At 50.5% G+C, this 25,379-nt stretch carries 14 protein-coding genes and 1 pseudogene; 2 read left to right on the top strand and 13 right to left on the bottom strand.

Going from position 1 to position 25,379, the window contains the following annotated elements; genetic code table 11:
• Window positions 1-173: 173 nt before the first annotated feature.
• Window positions 174-1,109, bottom strand: a complete 936-nt coding sequence (locus RB620_RS25880) for an aldo/keto reductase (RefSeq protein ID WP_308099461.1) — start codon at window positions 1,107-1,109, stop codon at window positions 174-176.
• Between the two features lie 276 nt (window positions 1,110-1,385).
• Between RB620_RS25880 and RB620_RS25875 the strand changes: the two genes are divergently transcribed.
• Complete coding sequence (locus RB620_RS25875; RefSeq protein WP_308099460.1) at window positions 1,386-1,712, top strand: winged helix-turn-helix transcriptional regulator; 327 nt, start codon at window positions 1,386-1,388, stop codon at window positions 1,710-1,712.
• 39 nt (window positions 1,713-1,751) lie between these two features.
• Here RB620_RS25875 and RB620_RS25870 read toward each other — a convergent pair.
• The 12 genes and pseudogenes from RB620_RS25870 to RB620_RS25815 form a co-directional block, all read right to left on the bottom strand.
• Window positions 1,752-2,363 (bottom strand): annotated as a pseudogene (locus tag RB620_RS25870) (GH32 C-terminal domain-containing protein); the annotation flags it as partial.
• A gap of 116 nt (window positions 2,364-2,479) precedes the next feature.
• Window positions 2,480-3,946 (bottom strand): glycoside hydrolase family 68 protein, encoded by a 1,467-nt coding sequence (locus RB620_RS25865; protein WP_308099459.1) that lies wholly within the window; start codon window positions 3,944-3,946, stop codon window positions 2,480-2,482.
• 104 nt (window positions 3,947-4,050) lie between these two features.
• On the bottom strand, window positions 4,051-5,331 hold the full coding sequence (locus RB620_RS25860) for an ABC transporter substrate-binding protein (protein ID WP_308099458.1): 1,281 nt from the start codon (window positions 5,329-5,331) through the stop codon (window positions 4,051-4,053).
• Window positions 5,328-6,491 (bottom strand): response regulator transcription factor, encoded by a 1,164-nt coding sequence (locus RB620_RS25855; RefSeq protein ID WP_308099456.1) that lies wholly within the window; start codon window positions 6,489-6,491, stop codon window positions 5,328-5,330. Before RB620_RS25855 ends, RB620_RS25860 begins: the two co-directional genes overlap by 4 nt.
• Window positions 6,492-6,495: 4 nt before the next feature.
• Entirely contained in the window at window positions 6,496-8,277 is a 1,782-nt protein-coding gene (locus RB620_RS25850) for a cache domain-containing sensor histidine kinase (protein ID WP_308099454.1), read from the bottom strand.
• Window positions 8,278-8,533: 256 nt separating this feature from the next.
• Complete coding sequence (locus tag RB620_RS25845; protein ID WP_308099452.1) at window positions 8,534-9,187, bottom strand: M48 family metallopeptidase; 654 nt, start codon at window positions 9,185-9,187, stop codon at window positions 8,534-8,536.
• 882 nt (window positions 9,188-10,069) lie between these two features.
• Window positions 10,070-13,675, bottom strand: a complete 3,606-nt coding sequence (locus tag RB620_RS25840; RefSeq protein WP_308099450.1) for an S-layer homology domain-containing protein — start codon at window positions 13,673-13,675, stop codon at window positions 10,070-10,072.
• A 153-nt stretch (window positions 13,676-13,828) separates the two neighbouring features.
• Complete coding sequence (locus RB620_RS25835; RefSeq protein ID WP_308099449.1) at window positions 13,829-19,018, bottom strand: S-layer homology domain-containing protein; 5,190 nt, start codon at window positions 19,016-19,018, stop codon at window positions 13,829-13,831.
• 147 nt (window positions 19,019-19,165) lie between these two features.
• The gene (locus RB620_RS25830) at window positions 19,166-19,336 is read right to left on the bottom strand and encodes an S-layer homology domain-containing protein (RefSeq protein WP_308099447.1); all 171 of its coding nucleotides are present in this window, start codon (window positions 19,334-19,336) and stop codon (window positions 19,166-19,168) included.
• Window positions 19,305-20,474 carry a response regulator gene (locus RB620_RS25825; protein ID WP_308099445.1) on the bottom strand — a complete coding sequence of 390 codons (1,170 nt, stop codon included), beginning with the start codon at window positions 20,472-20,474 and terminating at the stop codon, window positions 19,305-19,307. Before RB620_RS25825 ends, RB620_RS25830 begins: the two co-directional genes overlap by 32 nt.
• 19 nt (window positions 20,475-20,493) lie before the next feature.
• Complete coding sequence (locus RB620_RS25820; protein WP_308099442.1) at window positions 20,494-21,333, bottom strand: alpha/beta hydrolase; 840 nt, start codon at window positions 21,331-21,333, stop codon at window positions 20,494-20,496.
• Between the two features lie 112 nt (window positions 21,334-21,445).
• Window positions 21,446-24,568 (bottom strand): hybrid sensor histidine kinase/response regulator, encoded by a 3,123-nt coding sequence (locus RB620_RS25815; RefSeq protein WP_308099441.1) that lies wholly within the window; start codon window positions 24,566-24,568, stop codon window positions 21,446-21,448.
• A gap of 293 nt (window positions 24,569-24,861) precedes the next feature.
• On the opposite strand from RB620_RS25815, the gene RB620_RS25810 reads away from it, so the two are divergent.
• Window positions 24,862-25,152 (top strand): hypothetical protein, encoded by a 291-nt coding sequence (locus tag RB620_RS25810; protein ID WP_308099439.1) that lies wholly within the window; start codon window positions 24,862-24,864, stop codon window positions 25,150-25,152.
• Window positions 25,153-25,379: the final 227 nt, after the last annotated feature.

Here is a 25,379-nt window from a genome sequence, read left to right as displayed (position 1 = left end):
GTCTCTTTGGATTTGAAGGCAGCAAAGAAGAACAACCCCCAAAGTGCAGTTGTTCTTCTCACTTCAAATATCTTTTTTCAACCTGTGCTGTCTGCCAGTGCCGGCGCGAGAACTCGCCCTCGCCAGCACCGGTTATCAAACTTTCATTCCATTTGCTCCTCTCCAACGAAAATTTAGAAAGGTGCCGCTTGGGTAATGTTAAGTAGATCCTCATTAGAAAGAAGCGGCCTTACGGAAGCAGAAGCATTCGCCTCTACCTGTTCAGGTGTTTTCGCGCCAGGAATCGCGGAGGATACAGCCGGATGATTAAGAACGTAACGCAGCGCTACTTGACTTAGTTTACGTTGCTCATTTTCCAGTGGACGCAAGCTGTCTACCTTTTTTAGACTTTCTTGAAACCATGGCTCATCCGGCCAGTTCTTACGAATATCCCCTTCAGGAAATATAGTGTCTTTGGAAAACTTGCCCGTAAGCAATCCCATCTTTAACGGTCCTCTGACGACGACTCCGATTTGATTTTCTTCGAGATAGGGAAGAACCTCTTTTTCCGTTGAACGATTCAGGATGCTGTAATCCAGTTGTACCGCATCAAGCCCGGATTCACGATTGAAATGTTTGATATAATCGAAATTCTCAGTTGAGACGCCAACGCTCCTTACTTTTCCATCTTTCTTCAGGATCTCAAAAGCACGCATGAATGCTTCCGTCTCCTCTTCTTTGTCCCACCAAAGATGACAGAAATAAATATCAATGTAATCCGTTTCAAGACGGCGCAGGCTTGCTTCACACGCTTCAACAATCTTCTCTGGCTTATCATAAACCGGTGCTCCTTTGGGATCGCGGTGATGTCCCCACAATCCCCCTTTTGTCGAAACGATGATTTTATCCCGCCTTTCTTTAATGACCTTTGCGACAAGCGTTTCACTATGTCCGCTTCCATATACATCCGCTGTATCAATAAAGTTGATTCCGAGTTCCAATGCCCTGCTCATCGCATTGATGGACTGATTGTCCTCGACCGGCCCCCAGGCATCACCGCCAATCGCCCACGCGCCGAATCCAACTTCAGAAACTTCAATCCCTGTTTTTCCAAGTTTACAATAATTCATAATAAGTCATCCTTTCATTACGGGATAAACATCTGCGATCAGGTTTCATTTCTTCGATTACCGTATCTTCATAAGCGTGTCTTGTTCCGTTCATTGTTGCTCCCTCCCCTGAACTAGCTGCCAAGCAGCTTTCAGGTTAGATAATAGTACATGAGAATAGAAATATGAAGTACGCACTTTCTTTTTACCTGGTAACCTTGAGGTAACCTTGAGGCCTCTTTTTAGGTAGCATATAATGAAGTTAATAGATAAAGTCAGACTTGAGGAGAGACTCGAATGGAAAAAACGGAGAATCAAGTAAACGATTTTCATTGTTCGATTGAAAAATCACTTGATATTGTCGGAGGAAAATGGTCTTTTCTTGTCATCCGCGAAATGATGTTTCATGAGAAAAAAAGATTTGGCGAATTAAAACAAGTCTTGAGCGGGATTAGTTCCAAATCGTTGACCGATACGCTTCGCCATCTTGAAGATAAAGGAGTTATTACCCGGACGGTCTATCCGACCGTACCGACAACGGTAGAGTACGCTCTTACCGATAAGGGACATGCCCTTCACGGAATCATCCATGAAATGAAGAAATTTGGGAATCAGTGGGCCTAGTGAGTATTATTGAACAAAAAAATCAATGTCCACACTCGACTAATCTTTGTTAAAGTGCTTGATTACAACATTTTCAAAGATCGAGGTGCCACCTTCGGAAAAAAGAGTAATTGCTTTATCGTTTGTTTCAGGGAATATTTCGTTGGAAAAAACGATTTCACCATCATCAATAAAAACTTCAATACTTGTTTTATCAATAAGAATCTTTAAGTGGACTTTTTTCTTTTCCCCCTCAAATGGCGCTCTGCTTTCAACATTTCGATTACTATTGTCGGGCTGCTCTGTAAAAGCTCTATTGACGTAAGAATATTGACCTTCCACAAACACTCCGACATCTACATGGCGGGTTTTATTTGTTGATTCTCGAAGTCTTAATCCTACATTCTCCGGGATAAATTCCTTTCCATCAAAGTTTCCGGTCCAGTAGGCGTAGGTGTTTGGTTTTCCTATCGATTTACCATTTGCGCTGGCTCCAAGCACCCATTTCAATGTACCATCATTCGCCCGCATCATAAAAAGATCGGGACACTCCACAATTCCGATATTTTCCGTAATGAAGCTGCCTGTATAGTGCCAATCTTTTAAGTTGCGAGACTCGTAAAAACCTATTTTCTTTCCTTCCGCCATGGCCATCACCCATTTATGAGCTTGGTGAATTTCATTCATGTCGACACCTCGCTTGCCTATTTGCCCCATTATTAAAAAAAGAAAACGCCAATTTAAAATTGGCATTTTCTTTTTTTGTTATTTAGGAGGCTTGTTATCAGTTAATCGTTAATTGTCAATTGCCCTTGTTCCAAAATGCTGTTTTGAACAACTGAAGTCTTGGAACCTTTAATCTTCATCAAGAAGCTCGGTGCAAAAGTGGAATGATGATCGTCAAAGTAGCCTCTATTCGTCATATAGCTTGTGATGACCACGTTATTGCCTTCAACTTGCGGAATCGCAAAGTGAGCATAAGTCCAGGTAATATCATAAGGATCAAGATCTTGATGAAGAACAAGTCCCGTGTCGTTCAATGGTTTGTACGGTCCTTTTAAAGAATCCGATACGTACCCCAACATGTAGATGTCTTCTTTATCGATTCCATCAATGAACATTTTAGATCCTCTTGAGCTTGTGAACAAATACCATTTTCCATTCAGTTCGAATACGTTGGCGCGTTCAATCTCATCCGTTACGGTATTGGATGCAAGCAGCGGCTTCATTTCTTTTTTGAACGTATAATCGTCATTCAATTCAATGATACCGATTGCGCCATTCGCAATTTCCGCATACGGCTTGGCAGGGCTTTGCAGTAATTTGTTTTTCTCAGCCTGGAAGAAGGCTTTGTTGCCGCCATAGTAAGCTTTGTTAAATAAGGATTGTTCTCCTTGGTAACCTGTTTCCGTTCCGGTATTCGCTTCAAAAACAAGATATTTACGGCCGTTTTCCTCCACGTAATGAGGGTCTCTTAAAGTATGATTATCGATCGAGTCTCCCTTGCTGAAACCGGTGATATCGACGTTTTGATAAATTTTGCCGTCTTTGCCGTCATAGATCGATTTGAAATCTTCTACGCCGTCCACTTTCAGCGTATCGTTATCCGGTTGAGACACGTTGATTTGAGCCGTCGTTAAGGTTTGTTTCCCGTAAAATCCCCGACTCGGATCCCAAGGGTGACGATTGGTGTAGAACAAGCGAACTTCGCCGTCGGAAGTCAACGTTGCGGAACCCGACCATTCTTCGGCTTGATTGTTTAGAATCGTATCATTCGGTACGAATTTGTCGCTATCCTTAAATACCCGGCCGGCATTTTTCCAGCTGTCAATCGATGTATCCCCTGCCTTCTTATAGAACAAGTAAATAAATGTGTCCGATCCTACTTTAGGGTCTCCCGCCAAACCAAAAACGATTTGGTAGCCATTATAGTTTGCCACGGTTCCGTCCGCATTCTGAAGCGGCCAAGTATCCCAAACATCCAATTCAATACTGTTGCCGTGCTCATCGTATTTGATTGCGGCTGGAATATTCTTAATGGTTGAAGCATCGAACGCGGGCACTTTGAATTGTTCGCTCTTCTGTTGTTCAGGCAATTTCAACATGTCAGCGCGCGTGATATGGGAGAAGCCATATCCTTTTTTATGATCTCTGTTGTCTATTTCTTTCGCAAATGCTTGAGTTCCTCCTCCTACCAGCAATATCGTGGCGAAGGTTGCTGCTGTTGCTTGTTTGATCATTTTCTTGAAATTCATAATCGAACTCCTCTCATGTTCTGTTCTCTCTTTCAATGTTAATAGAGACGAATCGTTATGGACATGTTGTGAATTGATCTATCTACGGGCTTATATTGATTGGGTTATTGCATCTTCGTTTTTTCCCATGACTTTTGGAGCTCCTGAAGCAATTGATCGCGGCTAATCTGGTTGCCTACATAAGCTTGCATGAGATAGCCAAACTCCTCTCTTGCCCTTGGAGGAAATTTAAACCAATTCCATGACAATGTTTTCTTCTCATTGGCGTAACGAATTAGATCATCCGAGAGCTGTCCTGAACGGTCCGTTTCTATATGTCTAAACGCCGAAATAAAATGGAATCGTTCCTTCATAAACGTTTTTCCTTGTTCCGAAGAAACCATCCAGTTTAAAAATTTTTTTGCTTCTTTCTTTTTCTCCGGAGAAGATTGTTTATTTACAGCCCAATTATTGGATACGCCGACCGGCAACGCATCGTTTCCGGCATCATCATTAATCGACAGGGGTAAAAAACCGATGTTCATCTTCGGTGTTATTTGATCAATCTTGGATTGAACCCAATTTCCTTGTTTCAGGATCGCTGCTTTGCCTGTTGCAAACAACTCAACTTCCGAATTATAGTCTGTCGTAAGAAAATCTTTATTGCCGTATTGAACGGTCAAATCCAACATTCGAATCATATCTTCAAACTTTTTGTTCCCGTGCATGGTCTGCGTTCCATCATTTAATGCTTGAATAAAAGCGTCCGGGTCGTCTTGTTGCGCGAAAGCAATATTCAACATGAGAACGAAAAACCAACTATCCGAATAGCCGACCGCAAACGGAGTAATTCCTGCGGCATGCAGCTTTTCCGCCGCTTCCTTTAATCCGGTAAAGGTTGTTGGCGGCGTATCGATCCCGGCCTTTGCGAATAAATCCTTATTGTAGATAAGGCCATAACCTTCAAAATTGATAGGCATCCCGTATATTTTCCCGTCCATTTTCATCGGCTCAAGCGCCTCATCAAAAACTTGTTTCACCCATGGTTGATCGGACAAATCCTCGAGGTACCTTTTCCAGACTGCCGCTTCTTCATAACCGCCATTAGGAAAGATATCGGGACCTTTATTTGCCGCAAATCTCGCTTTCAATTCGCCAAGGTAATTTGCCCCTCCGCCAAAGGTTAAAACATTTATATGAACGTTCGGATTTTCTTTCTCGTATTCTCTTACCATCTGCTCGAACGGTATGGAAATTTCCACTTTTGGATTAAGCACCTCTAAAGTAATGGTCTCATCGGCAGCTTTAGCAACCGATTCCTCCATCGGACGATTATCCTCTCCGCATGCAGAAAACGACAGGGTGATCAATCCGGTTAAAATAAATGTAATAACCCTTCTTCTCATGATTTTCCCCCTGCATTCCGATATTCAAGAGGCGTCATGCCGACGTTTTTTTTGAACAGTCTCGAGAAGTAATTCTCGTCCTGGTAACCGAGCTTTAGTGCAATCGAGTACATCTTCTCATCCGATTCGCTTAACCACCGTTTGGCTTGATTAACTCGTAATTGCGTGACGTAGCTGGATAGAGTTATCCCTATTTCTTGCTTGAATCGCCGCGAGATATGTTCACGGCTTAGGAAGAAACGGGTCGACAGTTTGTCCAAACTTAACTCTTCCGTATAATTTTTTTCTACAAAAGCGACAATGTCATGCATGCGCCTTGCATCATCCAAATCCGCCAAACGATGTATGGCTCTGAAGTTTTGTTCGACCATTGCCCTCTGTGCAGCTTGAAAAGAATGCGGGAGCTCTTCCAACGATTCGATTGGATGGCCGCTAACCAGACGAACGGGAATATCAATGTGCTGGGTAATCCATTCCTCTACCCTGATGAACTGGCCGTGAACCGAAAGGATCACACAGCTATTAGGGTCGTTCTGAAGTACATAGGCATTCCCCCACTCCCGCATTGCCAGTTCATCGGTCAAAAGCCGAAGATAGGGATCCGGGCGATGGGTTTGGTAAAAATACATCATCGTAAGATCGTACGCATCCGCTTGCGGGAGAGACAAAGCGATTTCGCCGGAATCAAACGGTTCACCGTTGCTGGCAGCGGTAATCTCCCTGTTTAAGCGAAACTGCTTAACATCCTCATAGAAACCCGACTCCGTCTTGCGGCGCTCTTCCTCTCCCGTTTCCCAGGCTTTTACCGCTCCCGCCAAGGTTTCATTCAGCATTTCATCTTCGATGGGCTTCATCAAATAATCAAAGCATCCGAACTTGAACGCATTGCGCATGAAACAATAATCGTCAAACCCTGAAATCATGATCACTTTTCCCGGATAAGCATTGGCATCCAACCACTCGATCAACTCAATCCCGGTATTTTTGGGCATTTTCACATCAGTCATGATAATTTCCGGACATTCCCGTTCAATTAGCACTTTAGCCTCTATGCCATTTTTGGCTTCGAAAACATCGGTAATCCCGTGTTTCTCCCACTGTCCCAAAAAACGAATAATTTTTCTTACATTGATCTCATCGTCTACGATAAGAGCTTTCATCACGTTATTCCTCCTTTAGGTAGCTCGGAATCACCAGCCGCACGGAGAAACCTTGTCCCTGCATAGAATCCAGTTCAATTCCCGCCGACTGATCATAATGAAGCACCAAACGATCATGAATGTTTTTCAAGCCGATATGCTGGGGTGAATAGTTCCCTTCGTTAACCGGCGCGTAGATTTTGTTTTTTAGTGCCACTAACTCGTCATCCGTTATGCTTCTTCCGTTATTTTCAACAACCAGATTCAAACATTCATCTCGAATCTCGCCGTAAATATGCAAGTGGGCTTGATCAAACCCCTCGTCGTAACAGTGTTTAAAGAAGTTTTCAACGAGCGGCTGCAATATCATGCTCGGAACCGGAATAGGAAGAATGGCTTCGGGCAACTCTATCAAGAAGCTAAAATCGGTTTGAAAACGTTCCTCTTGCAGGTTCAAATACGCTCTTACGTAATCCGCTTCACTCCGAACCGTAGACTTTTGATCCACACGAATGGAGTAACGCATCATTTTGGATAAGGAGGTTATCAGTTGATATACTCTTGGCGATTCGGAAAGCAGGGCAACCGCAGCAATGGATTGTAGCGCATTGAATAAAAAGTGTGGGTTGATCTGAGACTTTAGCGCCCTGTGCTGGTTTTTCCTATTCTCGATCTCAAGCTTGTACTCCCGATCGATGTGAAGGTTGATCCGGTTCATCATTTCCTTGATGTGCCTTTCCAGATTACCGATTTCATCCTCCCTCTGATCATCAAACTCGGCATTCAAGTTACCGCCTTCAATGCTCAGCACTTTTCGGCTAAGCAGCTTTATTGGCCGTGTAACTTTGTATGAAATAATCGCTACCATGATCAAGCCAAGACCGACCACGATTACACCAACGATGATATTCGTATAGGCGGTTTCCCTTACGTTTTCAAATAAAAATTGGCTTGAGGTTATTTTAGTAAAGCGCCACTCCTGTATCGGTTCCGGCAATGTTCTGGTGAAGACAATATCCCCTTCTGGAGATTGTGCGCCTGCGGCCGACGAATGGATTCTGTTTTGCAATTCGGCCGGAACCGTCTTTCCGATCAGGGCTTCATCGCTTGCATAGATGACATAGCCGTCCGAATCGGAAAGCAATACGGTTTCCTTATTTTTTTGAACAATATGATTGGAGATGCGAGCTATCTTGTCCAAATCAATGTCTATCGTGATGATACCGAGAAATTTTTTCGATAAGGCATCCAATATTTTATGATGAACCGTCAATACCATCGATTTGTCCGACTCGGGTATAAACGACGTATTGTTATAGTTCTCGATCCGATGAGGCGGTTCGATCAGATAGTTCCGATCAGAATTTATCAGCTTCTGAATTGAAGCTTGCTTCAATAAATCCGGCTTCCGCTTACGGGCGCTTAACACGGCATTATAAACGGTAAAAGAGCTTTTCCCTTCGTCGATGTAAAACCGAATCTGCCGAATCTCGCTTCTCATCAAATAAAAGGTAGTCATGCCTTTATTGATTTCAAGCTGGTTGAAATATAGAGAACTTTCAAAACCTTGTTCAAACACCCCGAACAAGTCTGGATTTCGATATAAAATATACGGAAGATTAATGATGTCATCAAAATATTGCGCCAGATCTTCTGACGCCTGTTGCATTTGCTCGCGGCTGTTCTCAAGTTCATGCCGTTCCACATTCTCTTTCGTTTGCCGATAGATCAACAGCACGGACAGAAAATACGGAAGGATTATAAAAATAAGCAGCAAGATTAATAAGCGGGTTTGAATGCTTTTCACAATATGCTCCTTTTATTAAAAATCTCCTTTTATCATTATAACTTCCCAGCATGGCGAATTGTTTTCCAATACACGGAATATAATTATCTCTTAATGAAGGATTAGTAAATTTTAATATATAAAAAAATACTTGTTATTAAGTAACAAGTATTTTGAGGAAAAAATCTACTCCATATGATTCGTTTTTGCAACGTTTTTTGGGAACAAACGACTATGGATACGAGGATGTTAAAGAAGGGATCGCGGAGGCTGAAGACTAAAGTGTCATAGCTTGACCAAACCTTGCCAAATACTCTTCCTTTTCTTTATAATCCGGCATTATGCTTCCTACACGTCTCCAAAATGACCGATCATGATTCATATGAGTGAGATGACAGAGTTCATGGATGATAACATAATCAATCACTTCAACCGGTGCCATGGCCAAACGATAATTAAAGGTTACTTTTTTGTCCGAGCTGCAGCTTCCCCACTTGGTTTTAGATTCAACGATCTCAATCGTTTTGGGTTTTACTTTCAGCTTAGTTTGATATATCTTGATGCGTTCCCCTACAATCTTCTTGCAGCTTGAGAAATAGAACTTCTTAAGACTATTTTTCAGCTCTTCTTCATTCAGATCTTTCGTCTCGATTAACTCATGGAGAAAATAATATCTCCCAAGATGAAGGAACTTTCCTTTATCTTGATACTCCCTTGTCGTAGGGATATTAAGTGCTTCCACAATCGAATTCAATTGTTCCAAGATCCGTTTCCCATACCGTTTCACGGCGCTCGTAACCATCTCGTTGCTTGTGCCATTAGGAGCTTTAACGGTTATGAGACCCGCAGAATCAATATGAACCGATATCTTTTTTCTAATGCCATATAGAACGTTAAATTCTATCGTATTATTTTCAAATTCAATTTTCATAATCATCATCCTTCCTACTTAAAGAAAGGATAAAGAGATGGGGGATAAAGGATTTATCCTCTACTCCGCTTTCCCTTTAACCGTATTTTCATGACTTAATTTTGATTTTAACAAAAAAATGTTGTAATCCGCAGAAAACTTGATTTTCGGGCTTTTCACCGATGGTCTTCCGTTCTGGAAGGCTCCATTCCGATGGTTTCTGTTGATGTTTTACATCAATTTTACATCAACATCAATTCGATTTCGGATTTAGTTGGGGCGTTTAGGGCGGTTGGGATACCACATTCATCCACCCACTGTCATCGTAACCAACAAGCAGAAGACGACCTTTCCCGGCTACTTAGGCACGAGTGACATTGAAATCGAGGCTCTGGAGCAGAGTATATCTCCGTCAGACCTGCTTGTAATGAAAAAATCCTGCGAGTGGAGCAGGCGGTTAATGGAATTCATCCATCGCTAGACGCAACGAACCCTTACCGCTTAACTCAGCGGTGAAGGGCTCGCTGCTGTGAATTGAGAAACTGACAAGTGATCTGTGGCGGATATTCCGGGAGCATGGTGAATTGCTTGACTGCCCAAGTCGTTACTTGTGGCCAAGCAAACAGCATGATACCCGTAGGAATCTGCTGCCGAAGCCTCAACCGGGAAATGATAAGGGATGGTTCCCATTAGCAAAAAGAAAGATACGAGCCAGCGTATTCCTCTTGCAAAGCTTCTTGATCTTGACATTCCTTTGTTGCCTCCTCCGTTGTCGCATGCCGACTTCACTGCAATCGTAGCTTTAGACATTTGACGACAGGATAACAAAGCGCTCTCCTAAAATTCTCACAAAAAAAGAGAGACACGAGGTCTCTCTTCACGCATCATACGGAATCGTCCACCTTATAATTTCAAAACCTCCAGCAGCTTATAGATCATCGCCGCCGCTTCCGATCGGGTTGCTTGATGATCGGGCCGGAAAGTTCCGTCCTCGTAGCCGGTCAAAATTCCTGCCGCAACTGCCGCCTCAATCGACGCTCGGGCCCAGTCCGGAATGGCCGCAGCATCTTTGAAGCGATTTGCACGATTCACCTCTATGTTCGCGTCCACGTTCAAGGCGCGTGCGATCATGACGGCCATTTCCGCGCGAGTGATCGTTTGATCGGCTTTGAACCGTATAACCCCTTGCTCCGGATATCCGCTGATGAGACCGGCTTTCACTGCTGCGGATACGGCAGATTTGGCCCAGGCCGGAATCTCGCTGTCATCCGCAAAATCCGAAACGTTCGCGGGTGCCGTAAGCCCCAGCGCTTCGGCAAGCATTTTCGCAAATTGCGCCCGCGTTACCGCTGCATCCGGACGGAACGTTCGATCCGGGTAACCTTGAATCACTTTCATACCAACTAACCGGTCGGTATAAGCCGTCGCCCAATGCCCTGCCAAGTCGGCAAACGATGCCGGCTCAACCTCGAATACGGCGAATTTCGTAAAATGATTGACGCTTACCGTTACCGTTCCGTCCACGTTAACCTTACCTCCGATATAAATCCAGCGCTCCTGCTGCTCGTTGTAGTAATAGATAGCCACTTGGCGCCCTGCCTTGTCCTTATCGTAGAAAAACGTCATTTCTACCGGTTTGCCGAACGTACGGCCGGTTGAGCTTGTAAATTCGACTACCGGACTTGCCGCTTTGAGCGAGCCTGTCGGCGGAGCCTGATCAGGGGAGACAACAGCCGCGGATATATTGCCGTCCGCCGGCACCGCTCCTGCCTGAACCTTCAGCCTGACTACGCCTTTCAGTTCGCCTGTTCCTCCTTGCTCCGGAGTTACGTTCATTTGCAACAAACCATCGCCGTTCGGGACTGGACCGGCTGACGGAGCCGGACCGCTGCCACCGCTGCTGACAGGAGTCGCGCCAACCTGAGCGGAATTTGAGCTTTCCCCAATCGAGTTGTGAGCGGTGACCACATAATAGTACACGGTTCCGTTTGATAACCCGGTATCGGTATAGGCCGCCGATGAGAGATTCGTCGCGATCCGCATATGCGGGCCTCCACTGGACGCGCTGCGCTTCACGGAATAAAACTCTGCAGTCCCAACGGCATCCCACGTTAAGGCAACTTGGTGGTCGCCTGGCGTAGCCGCCAATCCCGCAGGCGCAGTCGGCACCGAAAGCGGCGTCGCACTCGCCTGATTCGACCGGCCGATCTCTCCGGTCTCATCGGCAGCAGTTATAATGTAATAGTAGGTCATGCCGTTGATTACGCTCGTGTCGGTATAGGTTGCCGACGCGCTTGACGCGATCGTTTCATACGGCCCCCCGTCCGTCGTGCCGCGCTTCACGTTATAGTAGACGGCTTCCGTTACGCTCGTCCATGCCAAATCGACGAAACCGTCTCCCGCCGTTGCGCCGAGTACCGCATCCGTACTTGACAGTCTGTTCACGATGATCGTATACGTCTTCGTCATCGACTCGTCGAATGACGTAATCGCGATCGAAACTGGGTTCTCGCCTACACGCAAATTAGTAGTGTATGATGTTACTCCACCATATACAACTCCGGTCACCGTTCCGGACGCATCCGATACGCTGACCGTCGACAGCGGGTCCGCCGGCGTCGGCGTAATCGTTACGGACTTCACATTCGCGGCGACAGATACCGTAAAGGATACCGTGTTGCGGTCAAACGCTGGGCTGAGCCCTCCGGCAGAGAGCATAATCCCGTCTGCATCGGCGACGTTGTCAGGCATATATTTGGTGACTTTCGATTCCTGACTGACATATACAATTCCGGTGCCGTCCACGGCAATTGTCTCCGGATATTCCGCAGCCCAAAGGGTAAGAAATTGGCCGTCTGAATCGAACTGCTGAATCCGGCTATTGCCCGTATCTGCCACATATACGTTCCCGTAGCCGTCTACTGCCACTCCTCCCGGGCGGCCGCCGCCAAATTGCCCGTTGCCGCTGCCATTGGTTCCCCATGCGGTCACAAATGTACCGCTCGAATCGAACTTCTGAATCCGCGTATCCGCCACATATACATTCCCGATTCCGTCTACCGCCACTCCTATCGGGCCGTTAAATTGCCCGTCGTCGCTGCCCCAGCTTCCCCATGCGGTCACGAATGTACCGCTGGAATCGAACTTCTGAATCCGATTATTTTCCAAATCCGCCACATACACGTTCCCGCTGCCGTCTACCGCCACTCCCGTCGGCCAGTTAAATTGCCCGTTGCCGCCGCCAGTGCTTCCCCATGCGGTTATGAAAGTACCGCTCGAATCAAACTTCTGGATCCGGTTGTTTTCAGCATCTGCCACATACACGTTCCCGCTGCCGTCTACCGCCACTCCGACTGGAATTGAAAATTGTCCATTGCCGCCGCCATAGCTTCCCCATGCGGTCACGAATCTGCCGTTTGAATCGAACTTCTGAATCCGGTTATTATTCGTATCCGCCACATACACGTTTCCGCTGCGATCTGCCGCCACATAGCTAATGTCCATGGATGGAGAGCCGAACCCTCCCCATTTCCCCAGAAAATTTCCGCTCGCATCGAATTTTTGAATCCGGTTATTGTTACTATCCGCCACGTACACGTTCCCGCTGCCGTCTACCGCCGCTCCTCTAGGAAATTTAAATTGTCCATCGCCGCCGCCATTGCTCCCCCATGCGGTCACGAATGTACCGCTCGAATCGAACTTCTGAATCCGGTTATTATTCGTATCCGCCACATATACGTTCCCGCTGCCGTCTACCGCCACTCCTTGCGGACCTGAAAATTTCCCAATGCTGCTTCCGGTTCCCCCCACTAAGGCAAATGCACCTTCCGAATCGATCTTCTGTATCCGGCTATTGCCCCAATCCGCCACATAGATGTTGCCGCTGCCGTCTACCGCCACTCCTTGCGGACCTGAAAATTTCCCGATGCCGCTGCCATGGCTTCCCCATACGGTCACGAATGCGCCGCTCGAATTGAACTTCTGAATCCGGTGATTATTCGTATCCGCCACGTACACGTTCCCGCTTGCATCTACCGCCACGCCTGCCGGTGCTGAAAATTGCCCGTCGCCGCTGCCAAGGCTTCCCCATGCGGTCACGAACGCACCGTTCGAATCGAACTTCTGAATCCGGCGATTTCCCCTATCCGCCACATACACGTTCCCGTTGCCGTCTACCGCCACACCTGCCGGCTCGATAAATTGCCCGTCGCCGTTGCCATAGCTTCCCCATGCGTTCACGAATATACCGCTGGAATCGAACTTCTGAATCCGGTTATTATTCGTATCCGCCACATATACGTTCCCGCTGCCGTCACTTGCGATCCCGACCGGATAGGCAAACTTGCCATTCATATCATATTCCCAAGTACCGCTGACAGGTACAGGATGATATCCGTGGGAATCTGCCTCCGAAGCCTCAGCCGGGAACTGATAAGAGATCGTTCCCATGAGCAAAACGAAAGTTACGAGCCAGCGTATTCCTCTTGTAAAGCTTCTTGATTTTGACATTCCTCTGTTGCCTCCTCCATTGTCGCATGCCGACTTCTCTGCATTCGCAGTTTTAGACATTTGACGACAGAATAACAAAGCATTCTCCCAAAATTCTCACAAAAAAAGAGAGACGCAAGGTCTCTCTTCAAGCATTATATGGATTCATCCGCCTTATAATTTCAAAACCTCTAGCAGCTTATAGATCATCGCCGCCGCTTCCGCCCGGGTAGCTTGCTGATCAGGACGAAAAGTTCCATCCTCATAGCCGTTCAAAACTCCTGCCGAAACGGCCGCCTCAACCGATGCTTGGGCCCAGTCCGGAATGGCCGCAGCATCTTTGAAGCGATCTGCTCCGCCATCGGCTGAGTTCCCATCCGCACTCAACGCGCGCGCGATCATGACAGCCATTTCCGCTCGGGTGATCGTTTGATCGGCCTTGAACCATATCGCCCCTTTATCCGGATACCCGCTTATGAGTCCGGCTTTCACCGCTGCGGCTACGGCAGATTTGGACCAGATCGGAATTTCGCTGTCATCCGCAAAATCCGTAACGTTCGCGGGCGTCGGAAGCCCCAGCGCTTCGGTAAGCATTTTCGTAAATTGCGCCCGCGCTACCGTTGCATCCGGACGGAACGTTCGATCCGGGTAACCTTGAATCACTTTCATTCCGACTAACCGATCGGTATACACCGTCGCCCAATGCCCTGCCAAATCGGCAAAAGGTGCCGGCTCGTATTCGAATACGGCGAATTTCGTGAAATGGCTGACGCTTACCGTTACCGTCCCGTCCGCGTTAACCGTTCCTCCGATATAAATCCATCGATGCTGCTGCTCGTTGTAGTAATAGACGGCCGCTTGACGCCCATCGCCGATTTTCTCCTGATCATAATGGAACGTAATCTCCACAGGCTTACTGAACGTATGGCCGGTCGAGCTTGTGAATTCGACCACCCGGCTTACGGCTTCAAGCTCGCCTGTCGACGGAACCTGATCGGCGGCGACAACAGCCACGGATATTTTACCATCCGTCGGCACCGCTCCTGCCGGAACCTTCAGCTCGGCCAAATCTTTTATTTCCCCTGACCCGCCTTGCTCCGGAGTTACGCTCATTTGCAGCGGACCGGCGCTATTCGGGACTGGATCTGCTGACGGAGCTGGACCGTTGTCGCTGCCGCTGCTGCCGCTGTCGCTTCCGCTGACAGGCTTCGCGCTAACCTGAGCGGAATTTGCGCTTTCTCCAATCGCGTTGTGCGCGGTGACCACATAATAGTACGTGGTTCCGTTTGTTAAACCAGTATCGGTGTAAGCTGCCGATGTGAAAATCGTCGCGATCGTCACATAAGGACCTCCGTCGGTTGTGCTGCGCTTCACGGAATAGAATTCCGCTGTCCCCACGGCACTCCACGCTAAGGCAACTTGGCGGCTGCCTGGCGCAGCCGCCAATCCCTCAGGCGAAGTCGGTACAGAAAGCGGCGTTACCGGAGCCGAGGCGACGGACGCGGGTGAAGTGCCATTCGCGTTGACCGCGACTACGGTGAAGGTATATGCCGTTCCGTTCGTCAGACCCGTTACCGTGATGGGGCTAGACGAACCGGATCCCTCTTTGACGGCCTGTCCATCTTTCCAAGCCGTAACCTGGTATTCCGTGATCGGTCTCCCGCCATCATTCGAAGGTGGCGTGAAACGGATCGTCGCCAGTCCGTTGCCCACGGAGGCGGTCACTCCCGTGGGTGCTCCCGGTATCGTTCCGGGACGAACAATCGACAAAGGCGTTGCGCTTACTTGCTCGGACCTCTCACTCAAGCCTATCGAGTTCCCGGCTTTCACGATAAAGTAATAGGTTGTGCCGTTCGTCAGGTTCTGGATCGTGTAAACAGAGTCCGCTACCGTTGCAACTGCAATCTCCCCAAACTCTCCTGGAACGTCTGCCAAATAAACCGCATAGTAAGTCGCCCCCGTCACCGTGTCCCATTCAAGCGCAACCTGACTGTCTCCTCCAACCGAAACAAGGTTCTGCGGATTCGCAGGTACTTCAGAAACCGGCGCCGCCGTGACCGTTATCGTTGCCGTGCCGCTCTTGGAACTATCCGCCGTCGATGTTGCGGTAATCGTGTAGTCGCCCAAAGCGGCGTCGGCTGCGACCTTGACCATCCCCGAAGAATCGACGGCGACTTTCCCGCTCGCATCGCCGCTTGTCCAAGCAACCGTCTGGTCCGCTCCTCCCTCGACGGTTACGGTCGCCGTCAACTGCAGGCTTTCCCCTTGAGTAACAGTTGCGCTGGCCGGGCTTACAACCACGCTCGTGACGGAGGGAGTCGGCGTCGAGTCGCCGATCGTGATGGTTAAGGTCGGATCGGTTCCCGCACTCATGTCGAACGTGAATACTTGATCTCCCGCATCCAAGGCGGCCAAATATTCCTTCTTGATTGTCACCGTGTCGCCGGTAACGGTGTAGTCGGAACCCGAAATCAACGGCGTACCGCCATTCGAGATCTTCTGAAGCGTATTACCGTTCAGCGTCATCGTTGCTATGACGTTCGCCTGCGCCGATGCGTTCTTGTCGAAGGGAGCCGTCTCCGGACTGATCACGCTGTCCAAGGTAAACCTTGATATCGTGACCTCAAGCATCCCTTTTTTCGTCGGATCGGTCTTCGAAGTCGCCACTAGTGTGAACATGCTCTTGTCGGCCGCCGAATCGGTGACCGTAACCTCCCCTGAATCCGCATCCACGCTGACGCCGTCAACCGCACTCTGCAAGCTCCACGTTACCTGTTCACCCGTCAATACCGCACCGTTTTGATCTTTAACCGTAACCGTATACGTTTCCGTCCCCGAATGACCGCTCTGCAAGTTGATCGGCGTCGGCCCCGAGATCTCAACCGTCGACACGACGGCAACATCGGCGGTCGGCGTGAAAACGATCATCTGCACTTCGCTCGGCAGCGCGGCGGCCGTCGCGGCCGTCCTCACCCGGATCGTTTTCGTGCCGGACAAATCCGGCGGCGTCGAACCGGCCATCCATGTCGATCCGCCGTCCAAGCTGTATTCGTAAGCGTCCGTCAACCCCGTTATCGTGTCCGCCGTATCGTCGTATTCGAGATTCGGCGCAGCCGCCGGCGGAGCGATGACCGCGACCGAGCGGACATTCGTATGATCCGAAGCTTCTCGAACATAGACGTTACCGGCAGCAAAGGCGATGCCCAACGTCTCCCCATCGCTTGCGGTGCTCCAATTCCCGTCCGTTCCATCCGTAGAATCTAGGCTGTATTCCATGCCGGAGGTCGTGCCCGTGATTTTGCCGGCCGCCACGTTGACGGCCACATCCAACATGTGGTCGCTCGTACTGGCCGCAGCCCGCGTAACGTTCACAGTGTAGGTTTTCGTCGTGACCCCATCCTGGCCCTTGACGACGATCGGGATCACATTATCCCCTACAACTAGCGGCACCGTAACCGCATGCCCGCTCGTATCCGGATTCCCGTTCACCGTCATCGTCGTCGCGCCGTCCGCGAGCGTCGGCGTAATATCCACGCTTGCAATAGGGTAAGCGACATTGACCGTATAGTTCGTGTTGTCTGCATCAAATGACAGCGATCCTTCGCTAATCGTCAAACCGCTCAAATCCGCATACGAACCGATCGCGATTCGGCTAATCCCGCTTCCTCCCGCGAACAACGTGCCATTCAGATAGGCGAAGTCATTTGCAAAATACGGGCTGCCGTCAAGCTTTTTCCACATGCCGTTCCGGTTGGTCCATACGCCGTCGTACGCCCCGACATAAAGCGTGCCGTTTAGCCCGAACATGGAGTAAACGACGCTCGGCGAGCCGCTCAGCGGCGTCCAGATGCCGTCTTTATAGACTTGTATCCCGGAAGAGCTCTCTACATACAGAGCACCATTCAGGTTGACGAAGTGATTCACGCCGGCAGGCGAGCCTGGAACGAGCGTCCAGCCGCCTTCGCCGTACGTCCATATATCCTGAGAGGTCGCTCCGTACAGCATTCCGTCCGTTTCGGCCAATACTCGGATACTACCCGTAGGCATCGTCCCCGTCGTCTCCGACCAAGTTTCGTTAAGGAAAGCGTACACTTTCAAGTTCGTAGCCGCGTACAACGTACCGTTCACGTACGCCAATGATATAACGTTATCCGGCGAGCCCGGCATTCGTGCCCAATTGCCGGTTTCGAACGTCCATACCTCGTTGACATCGGATGCCGCCATCGATCTTGTCCCCGCGTAGAGCGTGCCGTTGGCCTGGATCAAATCGAACACGGTGCTCATCGAGGTAACGATCTCCGTCCATTCTCCGTTGCGATTAGACCAAAATCCGCTGCCCGCCCACGAATACAGCGTTCCGTTCAAAACTTCGAGTTCCTTGATGTATCCCGGCGTTCCCGGTATATGTGTCCAAGTCCCGCCGCTGTAAGTCCACATCCCGTTGCTGCCGACATCCGAAACCATAGCCACCAGCATGCCGTTCAGGGGCGCCAACGCGGTTACGTTGTTAGGCGATCCATCGATTTTCGACCATGTGCCGTTCTCATCCGTTTTCCAAACGCCGTCGTATTTGGACAGCGCATAGACTGTGCCTTCCACAACACTCAAGCTGTTCACATAACCAAGCGAAACGCCCGTTTGCGAAAAATTACCGCTTGCGTCCATGGACCAAATCGCTTGACTCCTTTCATTCGTGACCACATGCAAGGTCCCGTTCGCATAAGCGAAGTCCGTCACAGAGACTAACGAATCAGGTGGAACGAACACGTTCGTCCATGTTCCATCCGTCTTATCGTACTTCCACACGCTTTTATCGCTTCCGGCGTACAGCGTACCGTTCGCGTTCGCCAGCGCTGTTACCCGTCCTAAATTACCGCTCGTCGCCGACCATTCGCCGCTGTTGTCCATCTGCTTGACGCCAGAAGAGTGGTTCGCGGCATAGAGAATGCCGTCTATGTACTCGAGATCAGCCACGAACCCGTATACCTCGCTGGATGGAATCAATTCCCCGCTCTTGCCCATCGACCAGACGGATTGACTGCCGGAAGAGCCCGCGTATAAGGTTCCATTGGCGTATTCAAGGGTACGCACGTTCCCTGGCGAGCTAAAGTGCCCCCACATGCCGTCGCCGTATACCCACAAGCCGCTACCAGGAGAACCCGCGTACAGCTTTCCGTTCGCCGCGACCAGCGACGTGACGTCGGCAGGGGGTTCGAACGGCACATCCGTCGTCCATGTCGGCGCTGCCGAGCTTGCCGTCATCGCCGGACCGGACAGCACCGATAAGACGATGGCGGGCAGCAATAGCCATGCCGAGACCCGCCTCCGCATTGTTATCCCGAACCCAATATAATGCTGCTTCATCAAAGCACCTCTAATCAATAGAAATCAACAGATTCGATCTATTGACGATAGGGTACCAGACGATTCTCCCAAAATTCTCACAAGACGACGACAACCGGCATGAAAAAAAGAGACTCCGCTTCAGAGTCCCTTTGAGCAAACCCGATATCATCGACTCACAACAAACTCCGCACGCGTCACGGTTTTATCTGGTTTGAATGTTCCATCCGGATAACCGCTGACGATTCCAATGCTTACCGCTTGCTGGATGTTAGCTACTGCCCAGTGTCCAGAGATATCTCTAAACTTAATCGTCGGTTTGGTGTCTGGCGTTGGCACAACTTCCGCTTGGCCTACATATGGATAACCGAGCCGCCAGCTCACGAATCGATTCCGCCGGCTCAATGCCGAGCTCGGCCTTCAGCCGCTTGGCGTATTGCTCGTAATGGTTCCGGAACGAAACCGCTTCACCGCTTTCCGCGTACAGTCCGAGAAGCTCCGCGTTCATCTCCTCATCTAGCGGTGAATCGGACAAATAGGAACGAAGCGTCTCCTTCGCGGCTGCATATTCCGCGATTCCGCGGTAATAGGCCGCCAGCATACGGGCAAGCGAGGACTGCTGCGCCGACACTTCGGCCGCAAGTCCCGAGCTCCATACGTAGTCCTTGCTCCCGAACAAGGCTCCGCGGCAGAACCGGAACAGCTTCTCGCCCTCCGCCGCGTTCCGTTCGTCGATCGCGGACGTCCGGCTCATAAAGTCCCGGAAGCTTTCCAAATCCGTGAAGGAAGGGGAGATGCTGAACAGGTATCCTTCGTTGCTGTGAGTCAAATCCACCGGCAGTCCCGCTTCCTTTAACGCCTTTTTCAGCCGGTAGACCGCATTGTGAACGTTGTGGAGGGCGCGGTCCTCCTCCATCTCCGTCCAAAGGAGATCAGCCAGCTGCCACTTGCCCGCCAGCCGGTTCGGATTAGCGAGTAGATAGGCGAACAGCTCTTCCGTCTTCCGGGTCGGCCAGCCGATCAGGCTTCCGTCCGCCTTCCTCGTCTCGAACGTGCCAAAGCAGCGGACGGGCGGTTCCTCGGCGGCTGACGAAGGCCGCAGGGCGGAGCGCAGCGAATGGTTCTTCGAGAGTCGGGCCACGACCCTCTCCAGCTCGTCCGACGTAACCGGCTTGAGCAAATAATCGACCGCGCTTACGCGGAACGCATCGACCGCGTAGCCGGGATAAGCCGTCGTGAACACGACCTGAAACTCTTCGTCGATCGCCCTAAACTTGTCCGCCAGCTCAATACCGCCCATCTTCGGCATCTCTACGTCAAGAAAGACGGCGTCGGGCTTCAGCTGCGGATACCGCTCCAGCGCATCGAGCGGACTCGTGAACGCTCCAGCGACCTCAAGCAGCGGATGCCGTCCGACGAGCCTCTCCATCAGATCCAGAGTTGGCTTCTCGTCTTCCACAATGATCACGCGAAGCATGCTTTCTCCTCCTCTGGCTTCAGTTTGCCGCCGAATGCCGATCCATCCAGTTCAGCATATCCGCGAAGAAACGCTCCCGCCCAAAATCGTCGAACAGGCGGTGACGCATGGCGTCGTATTCGTAATTTTGTTTATCCCCTGTACCGACCGAGTGGTAAAATTCCCGCAGCTTCGCGGGGGGAGTAATCTCGTCGCCAAGTCCGTATTGCAGCAGCAGTGGGAGCTGCATGGACTTTACCTGTTTCATGACCCGGGATACGGCTTGCATCATGCCGAGGCCCAAACCCGGCGTTACCGTGTCGTGCCGCAACGGATCGGACGCCAGCCGGGATCGGATCTCGGGATCTTGCGTCAATAAATCCGGGCTCCCGGCTTTATGAACGGTCAGATCGGGTTTCAGTTTCCCCATGAGAGAGATGAGACATTTTTCATAGACGGTCATTTCATAGGAAATGGCAGGCGCAATCAACGCGAGCCCCGAAATCCCATGACCATGAAATAACGAATAATCCGCGCTAATGAGTCCGCCCATACTATGTCCGATCACATAAACGGGCAGCCCGGCTGTCTCTGAAACGACCAACTCCCTGAACGCATGCAGATCTCCCCGATACTCCTCCCATTTGCGGATAAACCCCCGGATCCCCGGGCTTTTGCCATGTCCCCGCAAATCGTGGGCATAGACGTGATACCCGCTCTCCGCCAATCTTTCAATCAGGTTCTGCAGGCCGCCGCTGTGATCGCCGTGTCCATGTACGGCAATGACCGTCCCTCTAGCCGCTTCCCTTGATGCAAGGACTTTCCTGTAAAACAATTCAACGCCGTTCACCCCATAAAAAGTTCCTTCCGTAACAGTCAAAACAAGTCCCCCTCGCAACTATACGATAATACCTATTTTACGAAAGATAGCATAGCCTGCTCCCAAAATCCTCACAAGAACGGACATTCGCTTTCTTGCGTTCGCCGTCCGTCTAAACCGCGTTCGATGCCGACGCACCCTGCTTCGGCAAATAGACAGTCACCTTCGTCCCCCGCTCCAATGCCGAATCGACCGTCACGCTCGCGCCCGGGATAGATGCCAGCCGCCTGCGGACGTTCGTCACCCCGATGCCGGCGCCTTCCGGACGTTCTCCCGCACTTAGGCGGTAGAGCAGATCATCCGCCATGCCGACGCCGTCATCGCCAATATCGAATCGGATATAACCATCGCCGTCCGAGATGGTCAACATTACCGTTCCGTTGCCTTCTTTTTCGAACAGGCCGTGCCGGATCGCGTTTTCGACGAACGGCTGGAGAATAAGTGAAGGAATGACGCTCGTTTCGAGTCCCGGATCCATCTGCAGCTTGTACGCCAGCCGCTCGCCGAATCGGGCTTTTTCGATTTCCACGTAAGCTTTAATAAGATCAAGCTCCACGCTTAGAGGCACGAACAACGCCTTTTGATCACGTTCAAACACGATTCGCAAATAGCGGCTCAGCATGGACAGCAAATAAGCGGCCTTTTCCCCGTCTGTATAGCAAAAAGAGACGATGCTGCTGAAAGCGTTGTACAGAAAATGCGGTTTGATCTGCGCTTGCAGGAATGCCATTTCGTTCTTGACGGCCAAGTCCATCGAGGTTTTCATCGACAATAACGTCCGAACCCTTGCGGCGAGCGTCTTCGGATCGAACGGCTTGGCGATGAAGTCGTTCCCCCCTGCCCGGAAGCAAAGCTCGATATCGTGCAGGGAATCCTTCACCGTCGCGAACAGAACGGGCAGCTCCAGCACTGAGCGCGTTTCCCTGACGGTCCGGCATAGATCGATGCCCGACATTTCCGGCATCATGACGTCCAGGATCATCAGATCGATCCGAGGATGATCTTCCAGCTTGCGGAGCGCCTCCTTCGCGGAAAAAGCCGTCAGCACGTTATATTCGTCTCCAAGCAGGTTGAGCAGGATACGGATGTTGGACGCCTCGTCGTCGACAACGAGCACGGTGTACTCCCGCGTCTGATCGACGATATCGAGCTCTATCAGATATTCCGTGCGTATCCGTTCCGAAGCAGCGGCAACATAACCTTCTGCGGATGTCCTGGTGCCCGGATCTGCTGCCGGGAGGGTGAACACCATCCGCGTGCCTTGCCCCGGCTCGGAACGCTCCACGCGAATTCGGCCGCCCATCCGTTCCACCAATTGGCGGCTGATGTACAGTCCAAGCCCCATTCCCGTGTACCCATCTTGCGGCGCGTGTTCCGCTTGCTCGAAATAACCGAAGACCGCTTCATGGCTTTCCTTCGGAATCCCGATCCCCGTATCCTCGAGCCAAAGGGTTACCTGACCGTCCGAGACGGTCGCGCCGACCGCGATCCATCCTTTTTTCGTATGCTTAATCGCGTTATGGATCAGATTGTACAGCACCTGACGCACCCGATTTTCGTCCGCACGGACGAACGTGGCCGGCACAATGCGGTTCTCCCATCGCACATCCTTACCCGCCAGCTCGAACTCCAGCACCTGGAACGCCGTCTGCGCGGCGACCCGCAGGTCCAGGACCGATTCCTGAAGCCGCAGGTCCCCCTGCTTCAACCTGACAACGTCTACAAGGTCGTTCACAAGCGCGGACAGCTTCGTCGACGTGTCCTGGATGAGAGACAGCTCTCTTCGCTGTTTGTCCGTAAGCGCGCCCGCCTTCCCGTCGAGCAAGTAGGAGGCCATATTCTGGATGCCATGCAGAGGCGTTTTCAGCTCGTGCGACGTATTGGCCAGGAATTCATCCTTCAGCTTATCCCGCAGGATCAATTGCTCCGTCAGTTGCTCCGTCCGGTCCGTGGCGCGGGTGAGACGGAATGCGAGCAGCGTGTTCATGAACGCGATCGCCACAAGGAACGCGATCCGCCGCCCAAGGTCCGTATCCACCCATCCGATGGAATAGAAGAACCCGACCAGCAATATCGACACGATGGACACAAGCACGCCGCAGAGCAACGCGGTTTCCTTGCGGTCCAGCTGGCCGTCCTGCTTCGCATATAACCGCACGGCCCGGTACAGGTAGAACGCGACCAGCAGCAGCGCATAGTTCCAAGGCATATTGCCGGCGGCGGAATACATCTCGTATGGAAGCGCCGCGACAGCCGCGAGATAGACGGCGAGCGGCGCGACGAGCGCTTGCAGCAGCTTACGGGACAGCAGCTTGCGGTCCAAATGATGAAGGAAAATACCCAGCACCGCGATATTCGATAACCCGCCGATCAAATAGAGCTTATCAGCCCATTCATAGGAAAATCCCGGCGCAAGTTTGAGCAGTAGGTTATCTCCGTCGAACGCAATGAAAGTCAGGAAGGTCAGATAATAAAGACCGCTGTATAGATAGGCTTTGTCCTTCAGCCTCATGACATAGATGCTCAAGTGGTACCCGCCGAACAGTAGCAGAATGAACAGACCGAAAAACTCGAAAGCGAAAAAGAGTTCATCCTTGCGGAGCATGTCCGCCTGCGACCCGAGCTGTAAATCCTCGAAGCCCCCTATGCCCGCGGGGTTGTCGCTGGCCACCTGCAGTACGACATCCAATTCCCGGCCTTCCGCACGGAAGAATGTCGTATAAGGCTTGTTTTCCGCTCTGTATTCCTGTGGATTGTCGGACGGGTTCCCCCCGTTCCCGGTCTGAATGCCGTTTACGTACAACCGGTGTGCTCTGTTAATGTTGTTCACCCGGATGCCGTAGCTGCCGCCGCTTTCCTGCAGCTTGACTGTCAGCCGGTACGTGCCGTACGGCGTCCGGCTCGCCTCGTCCGGCGGATTTCCTCCGAACCAGGCGTTCGGAATGCTGGCGATGATGGTCCGGGTACCGCCTTCTCCGCCACTGCGGAAATCATCCGGCGACAGCAGATGGTTCGGGTAGAACGTCCACTCTCCGTCGAGATTGACAAACCCCATCTTGCCGAAATCCCATCCGCTTAGATCCAGAACGCCATGCCTGGCCTCCGAGGCCGATCGGTTCGGTAGCATATAATCGTAGATCCCTGTCAGCAGAAGAATCGAAATAAGCGGAATTAGCGTTAAGCCTAACGCCCGTGAGCCGAAACGCACTCCTTTTCGTAAATCAAAGCTTTTCAATGCGGTTCCTCCCGCCTTCCCGTTTTCGCCAGCATAACATCTTTCGCTCCCAAAATACTCACAATGCCATTATCACTGAAAGATTGACAGCCTGCCACGAGAAACCGATCCTATTACCAGAAACATAGATTTTGACCCAGTTATACCACGACTATCTCCAAAAATCTACAACATATAAAAAACTCAAGTAATGATCAACCGATCAACTTGAGTTCTATATCTTTGCTTTTAACATCAAGTCGCTGCTGGTTCGCGTCCAGACGATCGCGCGGGATTGCTTGGCGGTATCGCTAATGCGCCTGGACGCAGCAAGCTATCAAACCGTGCCCCATGTGCATGACGAAGTCGGTGCGGAGCTCGGCAGCCCCGAGGAGCTCGACCGGATGTTGGCGATCATGGCCGAGCCGATTGCCTGGGCACCGGGGCTTCCGCTGAAAGGCGGGGTTCGTGACAGAGTTCTATATGAAGGACAAACGGACTACCCCTCTTTTAAAATGATATCGACTTTATGTTTGCATTTTGGACAAGGCGTTGTAGCAACGAACCGTTTCTCTTTATTTAGCTCAATGATGTTAATTAATTGAATAAAAATCCCCGGTAGTGAGATAAGACCTAGTGAAAGACTGACATAGTTAACGGTGCTACTGTTATTTAGTTCTTTGCCATTGCCATCTGCTAGTATGCCCCAGATGAACCTAAATTTCGAAAGCCCATAATATCAAGCAACTCGAATAGGGCGATCAGGAAACTACAACCAGTTATGGGTGGGGTGTTGTAGCAAATGCCCGTCTAATCGCGGTATTAGCAGACA

Origin of the sequence: Paenibacillus sp. LHD-117, from assembly GCF_030929555.1 — a bacterium.
GTDB lineage: Bacteria > Bacillota > Bacilli > Paenibacillales > Paenibacillaceae > Pristimantibacillus.
This window is presented reverse-complemented; position numbering and strand designations above follow the sequence as displayed.